This is a genomic window from uncultured Cedecea sp. (assembly GCF_947498825.1).
Taxonomy (GTDB): Bacteria; Pseudomonadota; Gammaproteobacteria; order Enterobacterales; family Enterobacteriaceae; genus JGM124.
The window spans coordinates 12,258-27,237 of sequence record NZ_CANMLV010000026.1; the positions used below are offsets into that span (position 1 = coordinate 12,258).

A 14,980-nucleotide genomic window follows, 5' to 3' on the forward strand; every position below is an offset into this window, starting at 1 on the left:
AATTGATAACGATCAACTGTGAAAGGGATGATTGAGGCGGTCGTGGGATATATACCACTAAAGTATCAATAGGCTAACCTCTCTCAATCAATTGAAAATAATATGTTTTTTATAATAAATACCTGATTGTGGTGATGGCGATTGAGGCTGTCAGTTATTAAGGGGTAAGTCTCAGCGGAGAAGAGGAAGTGAATGGTGCAGCCATTCATACAGGGAATTTTAAGATAAAAAAGTGCGGCCTGAGCCGCACCGGGAATGATGAAAAACCTTAAGTTAACTCTGAATAAATAAAGACCGCCTAATAAAAACAAGGAAAATCAATTTATTGATTTTCGGCGGCTTACCACAAAGAAGGAAAAACCACGTTTTTTCCTTCTTTGTCAGCAATCAAAGTGCGGCCTGAGCCGCACCATAAATTACGATATTCGGTTGCACTATTTTGAAGATTTACGGCCGTAAACAGCCCAGGTCACCACCACACAAACGACATAGAACACGAGGAAGATTTTCATCGCTCCTGCGGGAGAACCGGTTAATGCCAGTGAGGTTCCGAATGCTTTAGGAATAAAGAATCCACCAATGGCGCCAATCGCGGAGATAAAGCCGAGCGCTGCAGCGGTATCAGTGGCGGCCTCACGTAGCGCCTGATCTTCACTTCCTCCCTGTGCTTTGATGCGATCCATGGTTAATTTGCGGAAGATAACTGAGATCATCTGGAAGGTAGAACCACTCCCCAGACCCGCGGTTAAAAACAGCATCAGGAACACCACGAAGAAGGCAATAAAACTGCCCCCAACCCCGTTATTAGGCAGTGTGAGGAAGAGTAGTGCGCTGAAAATGGCCATAAAGATAAAGTTTATCAGCGAGACTTTAATTCCGCCGAATTTGTCGGAAATAGCACCCCCAGCGGAGCGCGCTAAAGCACCCAGTAACGGACCAAAGAAAGCAAAATGCAGGATATTGATATCAGGAAACTGGGTTTTTGCCAGCATGGCAAAACCGGCAGAAAAGCCAATAAACGAACCAAAGGTTGCCAGATAGAGTGCGCCCATAATCCATAAATGCGCACGCTTAAGCACCGGTAACTGCTCTTTTAAAGAGGCTTTAAATGTTCCCAGATCGTTCATACCAAACCAGGCCGCCAGCGTACATATTGCCAGCGGTAGCACCCAGATCCATGCCGCATTTTCAAGGTATAGCTTTGTGCCATCTGCCTGGTCAATACCCGTTCCGCCGAAGACCGCAAACATAGAAAGTGAGATAGCCAGCGGCGCAATCAGCTGCATCACGCTCACGCCCAGATTACCCAGCCCACCGTTAATACCCAGGGCTCCACCTTGTTTGGCTTTCGGGAAGAAGAAACTGATATTCGCCATGCTGGAAGCAAAGTTTGCCCCGGCAAAACCACAGAGTAACGAGATAGTGATAAACACGCTAAACGGCGTTTCCGGGTTTTGTACCGCTATGCCTAACCACAGACAAGGGATCATCAGGATCCCGGTGCTGAATGCCGTCCAGCGACGGCCACCACATATCGGGATCATAAAAGAGTAGGGCACCCGCAATAAAGCACCGGAAACAGAGGGGAGTGCGGTTAGCATAAAAAGTTGATCGGTGGTGAAGTTAAAACCGGCCCTATTCAGATTAACCGCAACGGCGCTGAATAGCATCCAGACACAGAACGAAAGCAATAAACAGGGTACTGAAATCCATAAATTCCGTCGGGCAATACCTTGCCCTCTGCTTTGCCAGAATACGGGATCTTCTGGTCTCCATTCGGTGATAAGAGATCCCGTGTTTTGGCGACTATCGGGTGACTGAGACATAAACACCTCAAAAAGTGTGGGTAAATCTCGTCACATTAGGTATTCACCAGGAATTAAAATTGATGTGAATCAAGGGACAACCTATCAGATTAACAACTGAAAAAGAGACATCATTCTTAGTGAGTAATACAAAACACGGAAAATAGTGTGTTTTTTCACATGGCTGAAAACGATTCGCTGTCAGTCTGTATCTTGATATACCGCCTTTGGCAATTAGTGAGTAATCCTTACGGAGTATGGGTATACTCCGACTAATGTCCGAGAATATTTGACTGGCTTTTCTCTTGCCCCGGAGATCCTTTGTTCATGCTTAAACGTTTATTGACACCACTCACTCTGTTCAACCAACTGGCCTTAATTGTGTTGGTATTGGCGCTGTTGGGGGTTGCGGGCATGAGTCTTTCCGGCTGGCTGGCTCAGGGGATTCAGGGGAATGCACACGCAATCAATAAAGCGGGATCGATGCGTATGCAAAGCTATCGTTTATTGGCAGCAGTTCCGCTAAATGAACAAGATAATGCCCTGTTAGAGGAGATGGAAAAAACCACGTTCAGTGTTGATCTGCAAGTCGCAGCAGAACAGGACTCTCAGCAAGACAGACTAAAGGCACTGCAGCGTTACTGGCGTGAAGAGTTAGCTCCCTCCCTGCGGCAAGCGAAAAATATTGAGCAAGTTAAACCATATATTACTGATTATGTCGGGAAGATTGATCGGTTAGTGACGAATTTTGATCGTATGACCGAATCACGTTTGCAGCGCATTGTGCAGCTCCAACTGGGTATGGCCGTGTTGATGGGGTTGCTGATTATTTTTACCGTTATCTGGCTATATCAGCGATTGATACGCCCGTGGCAAGAATTACTGCTAACAGCAAAGGCTATCGGAAAACGGGATTTTACCCACCGTGTAAAAATCCGGGGGCGTAATGAGATGGCGAGCTTAGGGGTGGCCTTAAACAGTATGTCCGCGGAGCTGTCAGCAAGTTATGCCAGTCTTGAACAGCGAGTGAGTGAGAAAACCACCGGACTTGAGCAAAAAAATCAAATACTGTCATTTCTCTATCAGGCCAATCGACGCCTGCATTCGCAAGCACCGTTATGCCAGCGTTTGTGTTCAGTGCTGAATGAGTTACAGCATTTAACCCCACTACAAAATATCGAACTGCGGGTTTATGAATATGAAGATGAAGAGAGCTATGAAAAATATTCTTATCAACCAGACAGTAAGTGCGCGGCCCGGAGCTGTACTCTCTGTCCCCGTGAAGCCCCCCCACCTGTTGGTGAAGGCGTAGTGCAAAAATTTCGTCTGGCCGATAACCATACCCAGTATGGTTTGGTGCTTGCTTTGCTGCCGGAAGGCTATACGCTCACGAATGATGAGCAACAGTTTATTTTAACCTTGATGGAGCAGCTGACCGTTACCCTGGCCCTTGAACGGCAGTTTGAACGCAAACAGCAACTGATGGTCATGGAAGAACGTTCAGCGATTGCCCGCGAGCTACACGACTCTATCGCACAATCCCTTTCTTGTCTGAAAATGCAGGTCAGTTGTTTGCAAATGCAAAGTGAGGCGCTGCCCGGTGAAATGCAGACATTGTTGGGGCAGATGCGTAATGAACTGAATACCTCATGGCTGCAATTACGGGAATTACTGACGACCTTCCGGCTGCAGTTGACTGAGCCGGGTTTGCGGCCGGCACTGGAAGCCTGTAGCCGGGAATTTAGTGAAAAACTCGGGTTCACGGTTAGTCTTGATTATCAGGTCCCACCGTACTGCGTCCCTTCACATCAAGCGATTCACTTAGTGCAAATTACCCGGGAAGCACTCAATAATAGTCTGAAACATGCTGGTGCCACCGCCTGTGGCATTAACGTCATTTATAATAATAACCAAATAACATTAACTTTATGGGATAACGGTCGGGGGATATCCGACAACGGTGAACGGAAAAATCATTACGGAATGATTATTATGCGGGACCGCGCGCAAAGCTTGAAAGGTGACTATCAGGTGAGCACACGTCCGGGTGGTGGTACCCAAATCATCGTCAGCTTTCATCCCGAAATACCCACAGGAGTAAATCATGAGTAATCCGGAAGCATCGACTATTTTACTGATTGATGATCATCCCATGTTGCGCACCGGCGTTAAACAATTGATCGGTATGGCCCCTGATCTGAAGGTCATCGGTGAAGCGGGAAATGGGGAAACCGGCGTAATGCTTGCTGAGGAGCTGGATCCGGATTTGATTTTACTGGATCTTAATATGCCCGGTATGAATGGCCTGGAAACGTTGGATCGTCTGCGTGAAAAATCGCTCTCTGGCAGCATTGTGGTATTCACCGTGTCAAACCATGAAGAAGATGTGGTTACCGCGCTGAAAAGAGGTGCAGATGGTTATCTGTTAAAAGATATGGAACCGGAAGATTTACTCAAAGCATTACAACAAGCGGCCTCAGGGGAAATTGTTTTAAGCGAAGCATTAACCCCGGTACTGGCGGCAAGTTTGCGGGCCAACCGGGCAACATCTGACCGGGATGTTAATCTCCTCACCCCGCGTGAGCGCGATATTCTGAAACTTATCGCCCAGAGTTTGCCTAATAAAATGATTGCGCGTCGCCTGGATATTACGGAAAGCACGGTAAAAGTTCATGTTAAGCATCTGCTGAAGAAGATGAAGCTCAAATCCCGTGTTGAAGCTGCGGTGTGGGTGCATCAGGAACGTATTTTCTAGCGTTTTCCCGGATATTAAAACGGACGCTGGGCAGGTATTGCCAGTGCTGTCAGATAGGATATGTCAATAATGTGTATCCTGTCTTTATCTATGTCAATCAAGGCTTTATGTCGCCATCCAGAAAGCAGGCGACTGAGCGTTTCATAGCGAATACCCAATTTTGTTGCTAACTGCCCGCGCGATAACGGCAGCATGATGTCATCGGATTGCTGACGGCGTTTGAGATCAAGCAAATAAGCGGCCAGACGCTGCTCTGCGGTACTGGAGGTCAGCCAGTCAATATGGTTAATATTTTCGTAAAGCTGCAAGCTGAACTTAGACAAAAGCTGAACCATAATGGCCGGGCAGGCATGGCACAATGACAAAATAGCCTGTTTTTCCAGCATCAGTGCACTACCTCCTGTGTGTGCCCGCAGGCTCATCGGAAAGCGATTATGGGGCATAAACACTGCAGCAATAGCCACCAAATCTCCCGGAGTAAACATCCCAAAGACTTTTTCTTCACCCGACCAGGTATGACGTAACACGTCAATCTGTCCGGTAATGATTAGCGGGCAGACTTTTACCTCCTCACCTTCACGGCTAATCAGCGTCTCTGCCGCAAACTCACGATAGCTGCAGGTCTTGAGAAGCACAGCTAAATCGTCCTCTTTTGCTGCTTTAAAGAGTGGGCAGGATCTGAGAATTTCCAGGGATTGTTCGGGGGGAAGGGGCTTTGTGACAAATGTCATAGGTCTTTCCTCTCAGTGCGGCCAGAATGTAACGCAAATAATAACCACTCGCATTAAGTAATGTACCTCATCCTTTTGTATTAAGTACAGGCGCTGAGGCTATATGACCAGGCCCGGTATTGACCTATAAAATTTAAGGATATCGAATATGACGACCAATACGATTACACCTGCAGAAGCTCTGACAATTACAGGCCTGGTGAATTATACCGAGCAGGGGATTGCCAGCCGCGTTCTTGCCAGAAACGGTGGCGGTAATATTACCCTGTTTGCCTTTGATAAAGGCCAGTCACTGTCTGAGCATAGCGCGCCATTTGATGCGATTGTCATGGTACCAGAAGGTTCACTAATCCTGACGATTGCCGGTAAGCCCGTACTGACAAAACCGGGGGATATTGTACGTATGCCTGCCAATATTCCCCATGCTGTTGATGCGCCTGAGCAAGCCAAAATGCTGCTGGTGATGTTACGTGAACCAGAGAAAAAACAGGATTAAATCATGGACAGCGCAAATACAGGTCATGAAGCCGGACACAAATTTTTAGCTCGCCTGGGGAAAAAACGTTTACGTCCTGGGGGGCGCATAGCCACCGAATGGCTGCTATCACGCAGTGGTTTACACGCTGACAGTCAGGTCTTAGAAATTGCCTGTAATATGGGTACCACTGCAATTGAAATTGCTCAGCGTTTCCAGTGCCATATTACCGGGATTGATATGGATAAGCAGGCGCTGACTAAGGCCCGCGCCAATATTCTTAGCAGTGGACTGTCTAATCTGATTACCGTGCAGGAAGCGGATGCCTCAAAGCTACCATTTCCGGATAATCATTTTGATGTAGTAATCAATGAAGCGATGCTGACGATGTACGCTGATAAAGCCAAAGCGCGTTTATTGCAGGAATATCTCCGGGTACTGAAACCGGGCGGGCGTCTGCTGACCCATGATATTTCTCTGACAGTTCCGCGAGAGGAGGATAATGTCGCCCAGAAAATGCAGGCGGCTATCCAGGTGAAGGCCCAGCCGATGCTGACTGATGCCTGGCTGACATTGTTCCGCGGTGCGGGTTTTCATGACGTCAGCTATTCAGAAGGAATGATGACTCTGATGACACCAAAAGGCATGTTATATGATGAAGGAGTATTCGGAACGCTGAAAATTATCCGTAACGCGCTTAAAGCCGAAAATCGCCCGCAGTTTTTAAAGATGTTTCGCCATTTTCGACAGAACCGTAATCGGTTGAGATATATTGCAGTGGTCAGTACCAAATAAGCAATGATATAGCGAAAAATACTTAGCCTCACTTGTTTATGGGGACGGTAATCGCCCCCATTCATCCATCGGAAAGAGTAGAGGCGCTGATATTCAGGGCGTCTGCACTCTTGGAAATCGTCACACTAACTTGTCTTTCCATACTCGCTGGTAAGCTAATCCGTTCACCCTCCAGACTTCACGGATATTTTCATCGGTGTAGTCCAGATAATCATTTTCAGCTGAAAACTGTGCGGACAGGGCTATCTCACATTCTGTGGTTATTTTGCGTGGTGCATCGATTATAGATAATGCCACTGAATTTTCCTGTAAGCGGTTTTTCAGTTTTTTCACTCCGTAAGGCACATGAAATAGAAACAGGTAGTTATGTGTCATTTTCAGTTCCGGATTTTTTATTGGCCAGTCGGGTATAAATAGTACCGATAATAACAGTCAGTACGAGACCGATAATAATAATCGATTTGCCGTTTTCAGTTATACCGGCAGGACTTGAGGCAAAGGAAAAATTATGGGCAAATGCTGCTCCGGTTATCATGCCCAGTACACTGACAGCGGCGTCGGTATTTCCCTGTCCGGCATTAGCTAACTGCCGCAACGGGCAACCAGTTATAAATACGCCGCATAATCCGACCAGTGACATAGACAGAAAATTCCACAGTCCGTCATTATGCGCAATTGGTTGATTATCAAATCCAATATTCATTTTACCGGTGAAGATATTCCCGGCAATAACCACAAGCAGCAGAGCGAGAACACCGATTGCCATGGTATAATTACGGAACAGAAAAATGTTTTTTGCCATACCGATAAAACAGAAACGGGTGCGCTGTATAATTATACCGGTAATAAGGCCAGCAGTCATTGCCATCCAGACAGGAGCATGTGAGGCTCCCGGACCTTTGATGCTGGATTTAAAAATTGAATTATCGATAATAAACAGCACAAATAATACCAGGCATACAGCCGGTAAGATTAACCCTTCCACCATAGATTGTTGGTGGTTTCTCGGTAGTGAAAAGCCTTTTTTAATAAATAGACTGCCAATACCGATACCTGCAACCAGACCAAACAACCCGACAACCGCATTTAAATCACCGGCGCCAATCCGCAGGATCATCCTCAACGGGCAGCCTAAAAAGACCAGACAACCCACCATCATTAGAAATCCAAGCGTAAAGTGGATCACTGGTGCGGAGCCAGCTTTGGACTGGAATTCTTTAAAAATAACGGCTGCGCCGAATGAACCGAGAATAAAACCGAATATTTCAGGGCGAAGATATTGAACTGTTTCAGTGTTATGTAATCCCATACTACCTGTGCTGTCCCGGAGGAAACAGGCGACACAAATCCCCATGTTTGGCGGGTTTCCGTATATTCCAAGGAGTAGTGCACTGATTCCTATAATTATACCGGAAATAATGATAGTTATTTTTGTTGCTGACATTAGATCACTCCGTTATGGAGATGTTATCTCCTGACTAATAGAACCTATTAAGTCCAACATCAACTTACAACAGTAGAAAATAATATGCTTTACCGCGAACAAAAACTTGGGAAAAACTCATTCAATATGATTTTAGTTAATCCACCAGAATGATTTTCAGCGCGAAGAGTAGCGCCACTAGCAACACGCACAGGTTCAGTTCACGCCAGCGTCCGGTAAAAATTTTCATAATGCAATAAGACATAAAACCAAGCGCAATGCCTTCGGTGATGGAGAAGGTAAAGGGCATCATTACTGTGGTCACGAAGGCCGGAACCGACTCGGTGAAATCATCCCAGTTGACGCGCGCGAGACTTGATGTCATCAGCACACCGACAAAAATTAGTGCTCCCGCCGTCGCATATGCCGGAACCATTGCCACTAAAGGTGAAAAGAACATGACAAGCAGAAACAGTATTCCCACCACTATGGCTGTCAGACCTGTACGCCCCCCGACTGCTACACCTGAGGTACTCTCAATATAGGCAGTAACCGAGGAAGTGCCGATAAATGCCCCGACAACTGAACTCAGGCTATCGACATACAGTGCCTTATTCATATTAGGAAATTTACCTTTCTCATCGATTAACCCGGCTTTATCCGTCACGCCTATTAGTGTTCCCGAAGAGTCAAATAAGTTGATTAGCATAAATGAGAAAATAATACCGGCCAATTCCAGAGAGAGTGCGCCGCTTAAATCGACTTCGCCGATTACACACTAATACTGGGTGGCAGAGAATAAATACCACTGTAGTGAACATCGCCAAAAAATAATCCGCAGCAGGAGGTCACCACAATGGAGACTAGAACAGCGGCATGAAAGTTACGTGATGAGAGTACCGTTATAATAAAGAAGCCTAAAATACCCAGTAATACACCGTGCGAACTTAGATCACCAATCATTACCAGAGTATCTTTATTAGCGATAATCACACCGGTATTTTTTAATCCCATCAGTGCAATGAATAATCCGATACCGCTAGTAATACCAATTCGTAAACTCAGCGGAATATTAGCAATCATCCAGTAGCGAATGCGAAACAGTGTAAGTAAAAATAGTCCGACCGCCCCCCAGAAAATAGCCCCCATGCCGATTTGCCAGGTGATGCCCATAGCACCGACAATTACAAAGGCGAAAAAAGCGTTCAAGCCCATTGCTGGCGCCAGCGCCACTGGCAGGTTGGCAACCAGCCCCATCGCAATACTGCCTGCTCCGGCAATCAGGCAGGTGGTGACAAACACAATAGCGGGATCCATATGTGCTGCACCCAATATTTGTGGATTAACGAAAACGATGTATACCATCGTTAAAAATGTCGTCATTCCAGCAATTATTTCCGTCCGTACGGTAGTATCATGTTGCTGAAGTTTAAATAATTTCCCCAAGGCTCCTGAGACATTTTTCTGGCTATCACCTTTCTCATTATTCATGGCTATTTCCATTGATGAAATATATCTACTATCCTTTTAAAGCAAATTTCATCCTTGATGCAGTGATAATTATCACATTTCAATAATGTATTAGGCGATAAAGTATAAATAATTCCAGTCTATTTTAAGGCTGCGAGATAAAATCAAAATGATAAAATCAAAATGAGAAATATATGAATAATTATATAAACGATAAATTTCACCAAATTAGCCGAAAACAACAACAAGAATTATTGGCTGTTGCGCGTGGTGAAGCGACTGCTGATTATATTATTGATAATGTCATCGTCATGGATTTGATAAACGGTACAGAGATAGACGGCCCGATTGTGATTAAAGGCCAGAATATCGCGGGTATCGGCCCGGAGTATGCTGATACTCCAGCACTGCAGCATATTGATGCTCGTGGCGCAATGGCAGTACCAGGCTTTATCGACGCTCATCTGCACATAGAGTCCAGCATGATGACGCCGGTAACTTTTGAAACAGCAACACTGCCACGTGGCCTGACTACTGTTATTTGCGATCCCCATGAGATAGTCAATGTTATGGGGGAAGCAGGGTTTGCCTGGTTTGTTCGCTGTGCTGAGCAGTCACGGCAAAACCAATATCTACAGGTAAGCTCCTGCGTTCCAGCCCTGGAGGGTTGCGATATCAATGGTGCCACCTTTAGCCTTGAACAGATGTGCCAGTGGCGGGATCATCCGCTGATAACCGGGCTGGCGGAGATGATGGACTACCCTGGAGTGATTGCCGGGAAAGATGCGCTACTGGATAAGCTGGATGTATTTGGTCATCTGACACTTGATGGCCACTGTCCGGGGCTGAATGGAAAAGCGCTAAATGCCTACATTGCTGCCGGAGTTGAGAACTGTCACGAGAGCTATCAGCTCGAAGAAGGGCGCAGTAAATTGCAGCGTGGTATGGCGCTGATGATCCGCGAAGGCTCCGCCGCCCGCAATCTTAATGCGCTGGCACCGCTGATTAATGAGTTTAATAGCCCACAGTGTATGCTCTGTACCGACGATCGTAATCCGTGGGAGATTGCTCATGAAGGGCATATCGACGCTTTGATCCGGCGGCTAATTTTAGAACATCATGTGCCGTTACATGTGGCCTATCGGGTTGCCAGCTGGTCTGCTGCACGCCACTTTGGCCTGAAACACCTCGGGTTGCTGGCACCAGGCAAACAGGCCGATATTGTCCTGCTCAGTGATGCACGCAATGTCACTGTGCAACAAGTATGGGTGAAAGGTGAGCCCATCGATACTGATAGCCTGCAGGCAGATGAATCCGCACGCCTGGCGCGCACTGACCCTCCATATGGCAACACCATTGCCCGTCAGCCAGTTTCGGCCAGTGATTTTAGGCTTCATTTCACCCCGGGTAAAAACTACCGTGTGATTGAAGTCATCCCCAATGAGTTGGTTACCCGCGCCAGTACCAGCCTCTATAGCGAAAATGGTTTTGAGCGCAACGATCTCTGCTATATCGCAGTAGTAGAGCGTTATGGTCAACAGCTTGCTCCTGCCTGTGGTCTGTTAGGCTGTTTTGGGCTACGTGAGGGTGCGCTGGCGGCTACTGTCAGCCACGATAGTCACAATGTTGTGGTGATTGGTCATACCGTTGAAGAGATGGCTATTGCAGTTAATCAGGTTGCTCGTGTCGGAGGGGGGCTGTGTGTGGTGCGTGATGGTCAAGTGCAAAGCTACTTAGCATTACCGATTGCCGGGCTGATGAGTACCGAGACAGCAGAATTACTGGCTGAACAGATTGATGCCTTAAAAGCCGCCGCGCGGCAATGTGGCCCGATACCGGATGAACCCTTTATCCAGATGGCATTCCTCTCTCTGCCGGTTATCCCCGCGCTGAAACTCACCAGTCAGGGGTTATTCGATGGCGAGAAATTTGGTTTTACCTCACTGGAGGTCAGGGACTAACAAGGACATTTTTTATTCTGGCATTTAGCAACAAGAGGTATTTTTGCTATTTCAATAAACTCATTTTTTGCTCATCGGATAATCGTCTGATTTCTCCCGGATTCATCCCCGTATAACTTTTTATCGCCCGGGTAAAAGTTTGCTGGGATTCGTATCCATACTGAAGTGCAATAAAAATGATCGGATCATCTCCTGTAATTAATTCAACAATCGCCTGATCCAGACGGATATTTTTAATATACCTACCGAGTGTCATACCCGTATGCTTTTTAAACATTCTCTGGAAGTGCCAGCGTGAAAAACCCGCCCGCTCGGCAACCAGACTGATACTGATAGGTTTGTCCGGTTGTTGAGCAATCCACAGGAACAGTTCATCAACAATATTCTGATGAAAATCATGTACTGATGCCATAGGTTCCCCACTATGACGGGCATACCTTGTGATATGCCCGTCATAAAATTACGCTTTTCTGCGGGTAAATTTTTCTACTCCCTTCATGACAGAGAAGTAGAAAACAGGGACAAAGAAAATCGCCAGGACAGTGCCGCTTACCATGCCGCCAAATACCCCGGTACCGATAGCATGCTGTGTCTCTGCGCTGGCCCCGCTGGCAATCACCAGAGGAACAACCCCAAGGGTAAAGGCCAGAGAAGTCATCAGTATCGGACGCAGACGCATACGCGCAGCCTGCAATGTGGACTCAAGCAGGCCTTTTCCACTTTTATGCATTTGTCTGGCGAACTCGACTATCAGGATGGCGTTCTTTGCCGACAGACCAATGATGGTAATCATGCCGACTTTAAAGAAGACATCGTTCGGTAACTCGCGCATCATGATTGCCAGCACTGCGCCTAATAGTCCCAGAGGAACTACCAGCATGACTGAGAGTGGAACGGTCCAGCTTTCATACAGCGCAGCCAGCACCAAAAATACCACCAGCATTGAAAGCACCATCAGCATCGGAGCTTCTGAGGCTGACTGCTGCTCCTGTAATGACAGACCCGTCCACTCAATAGCGAAGCCTTCCGGCAGTTGTTCAGCCAGACGCTCCATCTCTTTTATGGCATCGCCACTTGAGTAACCGGGAGCCGCATTACCAGTGATTTTTATAGCCTGATAGCCTTGATAACGCACCAACTGCAACGGTGACTGTTCCCATTTTGCCTGGACAAACTCGGATAGCGGAACCATGCCCCCGGTGCTATTGCGTACATAGAGTTTGAGAATATCTTCCGGCTGCATGCGGAATGGCGCATCTGCCTGGACGATAACCTGTTGCATCCGGTCGGCATTCGGGAAATCATTCACATACAGTGAACCGACAGCCCCTGATAATGTCTGGCTGATTTCATCAAATGCTACGCCAAGTGCGAATGCTTTCTGACGGTCAATCTGCAGATTAATCACCTGTCCATCAGGCAAGCCATCAACGTAGACGCCCTGAACGACCGGACTACTCGCTGCCAGCTCAAGTAATGTCTTGTTTGCCTCTTTAAGCGCTTCGTAACCTTTACCCGCGCGATCTTCCAGACGCATAGCAAAACCGGAAGAGTTGCCCAGCTCATCAATTGCTGGTGGTGTCAGGCTATAGATTTCAGCCTCAGGATGGCCATATAACACCTTCATGACACGATCCGCTTCTGATGCAGCCGTTGCGCCTTGACGCTGATCCCAGTCTTTTAGCGTGGTAAAAGCCATCGCCGAGTTTGGTCCGGAACCTGAGAAACTAAATCCCATAATAGATAAATTTGCCGCGATACCTTCACTACCCAGGACCGTATCTTCAAACTCTTTTACGACATTTAAAGTGCGCTCTGATGTGGCATCAGCAGGTAACTGAATCGACGTCAGGAAGTAACCTTGATCTTCTTCCGGCAGGAAGGCGCCTGGAATACTTTTCATGGTGAAAAACAGCAGCAGGCAGAGTGCTGCATAGACCGCCAGTGAGCTTCCGGCTCGTTTTAGCATGCGTGCTACGCCCTTTTCATAGCGGTTGGTCATGACGGAGAACTTGCGGTTAAACCAGCCGAAAAAACCTCTCTTCTGATGATGATTTTTATCAATTGGTTTCAATAGCGTGGCGCACAGTGCAGGTGTCAGGCTAAGAGCCAGAAAAGCGGAGAACAGAATTGAAACCGCCATCGACATTGTGAACTGACGATAAATAGCGCCGACCGAGCCACTTGCCAGTGCCATAGGGATAAATACCGCGCTAAGAACTAGCGTGATACCAATAACTGCACCTGTTATCTCTTTCATCGCTTTCTGCGTGGCTTCTTTCGGCCCCAGGCCTTCTTCAACCATAATGCGTTCGACGTTTTCCACCACAACGATGGCATCATCGACAATGATCCCGATAGCCAGCACCATACCGAACATAGTCAGAACGTTAATGGAAAAGCCGGACATCAACATAACGGTGAACGTCCCCAGGAGTGCAATAGGGGCAACAATCGCAGGGATAAAGGTATATCTGACATTCTGCAAAAACAGATACATCACCAGGAACACCAGTACCATGGCTTCAATAAAGGTGTGTATCACTTTCTCAATTGAGACTTTGATAAATGGCGTGGTATCAAACGGAATGGTGTATTCCATTCCTTTTGGCATCGCTTTGCCTAAGTCTTCAAGGCGTAATTTTAGCTGTTCTGCAGTTCTTACTGCATTGGCCCCCGGAGCAAGCTGAATTGCGGCACCGGTTGAAATGCGCCCATTTTCGCGGGTTGAAAAACCATAACTTTGCTGTCCTAATTCCACACGGGCGACATCAGAAAGCACCACCCGAGAGCCATCCCGATTTGCTCTCAAGGTGATATGAGCAAACTCTTCAGGCGAACTCAGCTGGCCACGAACCAGCAAAGGATATGTCACCTGCTGTCCCTTTATGGCTGGAGAGTCGCCGGTTCGTCCCGGTGATATTTGCGTGTTCTCGGCAGCTATCGCCTGGCTGATATCATTAACCGTCAGACTGTACTGATTGAGTTTTACCGGATCGACCCACACACGCATGGCTTTTTCAGCACCAAAAAGCTGGACGCGACCGACACCCTCTACCCGGCGTAACTCTTCCATCATATTACGGGAAAAATAATCGCTTAAATCGCTGTCCGACATATCCTGCTGTTTTGAAGATAATCCAATAACCATCAGGAACCCTGAGGAGGAGGCTTCAACATTAAGGCCATTTTGACGTACGACCTGAGGAAGTCTGGGCTCGACGATTTTAAGCCGATTTTGCACATCCACTTGAGCGAGCTCGGGATCGGTTCCCGGCTTAAAGGTGACGCTAATGGTCGCCTGTCCGGAGGTATCACTGCTTGACTCAAAATAGAGCAGGTTTTTAACCGAAGAGAGTTCACGTTCGATTAAGGCGACGACGTTATTGTTCATCATTTCCGGAGTTGATCCCGGATAACTGGCATAGATACTGACACTTGGTGGAGCCACTGACGGATAGCGGGCAACGGGGAGTTTGGGAATGGCGAGGATCCCAAACAGCACGATAAAGATAGCAATAACCCAGGCAAAGACCGGGCGATTAATAAAAAACTGCGGCATAAA

The 14,980-nt window shown here is 47.2% G+C and carries 11 protein-coding genes and 1 pseudogene; 5 read left to right on the forward strand and 7 right to left on the reverse strand.

Annotated features, from left to right (window positions below; translation table 11 throughout):
- Positions 1–434 precede the first annotated feature (434 nt).
- On the reverse strand, positions 435–1,826 hold the full coding sequence (locus Q1A40_RS19965; protein ID WP_300004356.1) for a NarK family nitrate/nitrite MFS transporter: 1,392 nt from the start codon (positions 1,824–1,826) through the stop codon (positions 435–437).
- A 306-nt stretch (positions 1,827–2,132) separates the two neighbouring features.
- Here Q1A40_RS19965 and narX point away from each other — a divergent pair, with 306 nt between their 5' ends.
- Positions 2,133–3,917, forward strand: a complete 1,785-nt coding sequence (gene narX, locus Q1A40_RS19970; RefSeq protein ID WP_300004358.1) for a nitrate/nitrite two-component system sensor histidine kinase NarX — start codon at positions 2,133–2,135, stop codon at positions 3,915–3,917.
- On the forward strand, positions 3,910–4,560 hold the full coding sequence (gene narL / locus Q1A40_RS19975) for a two-component system response regulator NarL (protein ID WP_300004361.1): 651 nt from the start codon (positions 3,910–3,912) through the stop codon (positions 4,558–4,560). The genes narX and narL overlap by 8 nt, the downstream gene beginning before the upstream one ends.
- A 14-nt stretch (positions 4,561–4,574) precedes the next feature.
- Here the strand turns inward: narL and Q1A40_RS19980 are convergent, their stop codons facing one another.
- The gene (locus Q1A40_RS19980) at positions 4,575–5,291 is read right to left on the reverse strand and encodes a Crp/Fnr family transcriptional regulator (RefSeq protein WP_300004364.1); all 717 of its coding nucleotides are present in this window, start codon (positions 5,289–5,291) and stop codon (positions 4,575–4,577) included.
- 148 nt (positions 5,292–5,439) lie between these two features.
- On the opposite strand from Q1A40_RS19980, the gene Q1A40_RS19985 reads away from it, so the two are divergent.
- Together Q1A40_RS19985 and Q1A40_RS19990 are read left to right on the forward strand one after the other, a co-directional pair.
- Positions 5,440–5,787, forward strand: a complete 348-nt coding sequence (locus Q1A40_RS19985; RefSeq protein ID WP_300004367.1) for a cupin domain-containing protein — start codon at positions 5,440–5,442, stop codon at positions 5,785–5,787.
- Between the two features lie 3 nt (positions 5,788–5,790).
- Positions 5,791–6,561 carry a class I SAM-dependent methyltransferase gene (locus Q1A40_RS19990; protein ID WP_300004370.1) on the forward strand — a complete coding sequence of 257 codons (771 nt, stop codon included), beginning with the start codon at positions 5,791–5,793 and terminating at the stop codon, positions 6,559–6,561.
- A gap of 120 nt (positions 6,562–6,681) precedes the next feature.
- On the opposite strand, the gene Q1A40_RS19995 is transcribed toward Q1A40_RS19990, so the two are convergent.
- The 3 genes and pseudogenes from Q1A40_RS19995 to Q1A40_RS20005 all read right to left on the reverse strand — a co-directional run bounded on the left by Q1A40_RS19995 (position 6,682) and on the right by Q1A40_RS20005 (position 9,475).
- On the reverse strand, positions 6,682–6,936 hold the full coding sequence (locus tag Q1A40_RS19995) for a putative Se/S carrier-like protein (protein WP_300004373.1): 255 nt from the start codon (positions 6,934–6,936) through the stop codon (positions 6,682–6,684).
- A complete protein-coding gene (yedE, locus tag Q1A40_RS20000; protein ID WP_300004376.1) occupies positions 6,926–8,005 on the reverse strand; it encodes a YedE family putative selenium transporter in 1,080 nt (359 codons plus the stop codon). Before yedE ends, Q1A40_RS19995 begins: the two co-directional genes overlap by 11 nt.
- A gap of 136 nt (positions 8,006–8,141) precedes the next feature.
- Positions 8,142–9,475: pseudogene (locus Q1A40_RS20005) on the reverse strand (NCS2 family permease).
- A gap of 173 nt (positions 9,476–9,648) precedes the next feature.
- Between Q1A40_RS20005 and adeD the strand changes: the two are divergent.
- Positions 9,649–11,415 (forward strand): adenine deaminase, encoded by a 1,767-nt coding sequence (gene adeD, locus Q1A40_RS20010; protein ID WP_300004379.1) that lies wholly within the window; start codon positions 9,649–9,651, stop codon positions 11,413–11,415.
- Positions 11,416–11,461: 46 nt separating this feature from the next.
- On the opposite strand, the gene Q1A40_RS20015 is transcribed toward adeD, so the two are convergent.
- Together Q1A40_RS20015 and Q1A40_RS20020 are read right to left on the reverse strand one after the other, a co-directional pair.
- On the reverse strand, positions 11,462–11,827 hold the full coding sequence (locus tag Q1A40_RS20015) for a helix-turn-helix transcriptional regulator (protein WP_300004382.1): 366 nt from the start codon (positions 11,825–11,827) through the stop codon (positions 11,462–11,464).
- Positions 11,828–11,875: 48 nt separating this feature from the next.
- Positions 11,876–14,977: an efflux RND transporter permease subunit gene (locus Q1A40_RS20020; RefSeq protein WP_300004385.1), complete on the reverse strand. Its 3,102-nt coding sequence runs from the start codon at positions 14,975–14,977 to the stop codon at positions 11,876–11,878.
- Between the last annotated feature and the right edge of the window lie 3 nt (positions 14,978–14,980).

Excerpts from the sequence above, each read along its gene's own strand:
- Q1A40_RS19965 (WP_300004356.1), bottom strand. The coding sequence starts at position 1,826 with ATGTCTCAGTCACCCGATAGTCGCCAAAACACGGGATCTCTTATCACC.
- narX (WP_300004358.1), top strand. The coding sequence starts at position 2,133 with ATGCTTAAACGTTTATTGACACCACTCACTCTGTTCAACCAACTGGCC.
- narL (WP_300004361.1), top strand. The coding sequence starts at position 3,910 with ATGAGTAATCCGGAAGCATCGACTATTTTACTGATTGATGATCATCCC.
- Q1A40_RS19980 (WP_300004364.1), bottom strand. The coding sequence starts at position 5,291 with ATGACATTTGTCACAAAGCCCCTTCCCCCCGAACAATCCCTGGAAATT.
- Q1A40_RS19985 (WP_300004367.1), top strand. The coding sequence starts at position 5,440 with ATGACGACCAATACGATTACACCTGCAGAAGCTCTGACAATTACAGGC.
- Q1A40_RS19990 (WP_300004370.1), top strand. The coding sequence starts at position 5,791 with ATGGACAGCGCAAATACAGGTCATGAAGCCGGACACAAATTTTTAGCT.
- Q1A40_RS19995 (WP_300004373.1), bottom strand. The coding sequence starts at position 6,936 with ATGACACATAACTACCTGTTTCTATTTCATGTGCCTTACGGAGTGAAA.
- yedE (WP_300004376.1), bottom strand. The coding sequence starts at position 8,005 with ATGTCAGCAACAAAAATAACTATCATTATTTCCGGTATAATTATAGGA.
- adeD (WP_300004379.1), top strand. The coding sequence starts at position 9,649 with ATGAATAATTATATAAACGATAAATTTCACCAAATTAGCCGAAAACAA.
- Q1A40_RS20015 (WP_300004382.1), bottom strand. The coding sequence starts at position 11,827 with ATGGCATCAGTACATGATTTTCATCAGAATATTGTTGATGAACTGTTC.
- Q1A40_RS20020 (WP_300004385.1), bottom strand. The coding sequence starts at position 14,977 with ATGCCGCAGTTTTTTATTAATCGCCCGGTCTTTGCCTGGGTTATTGCT.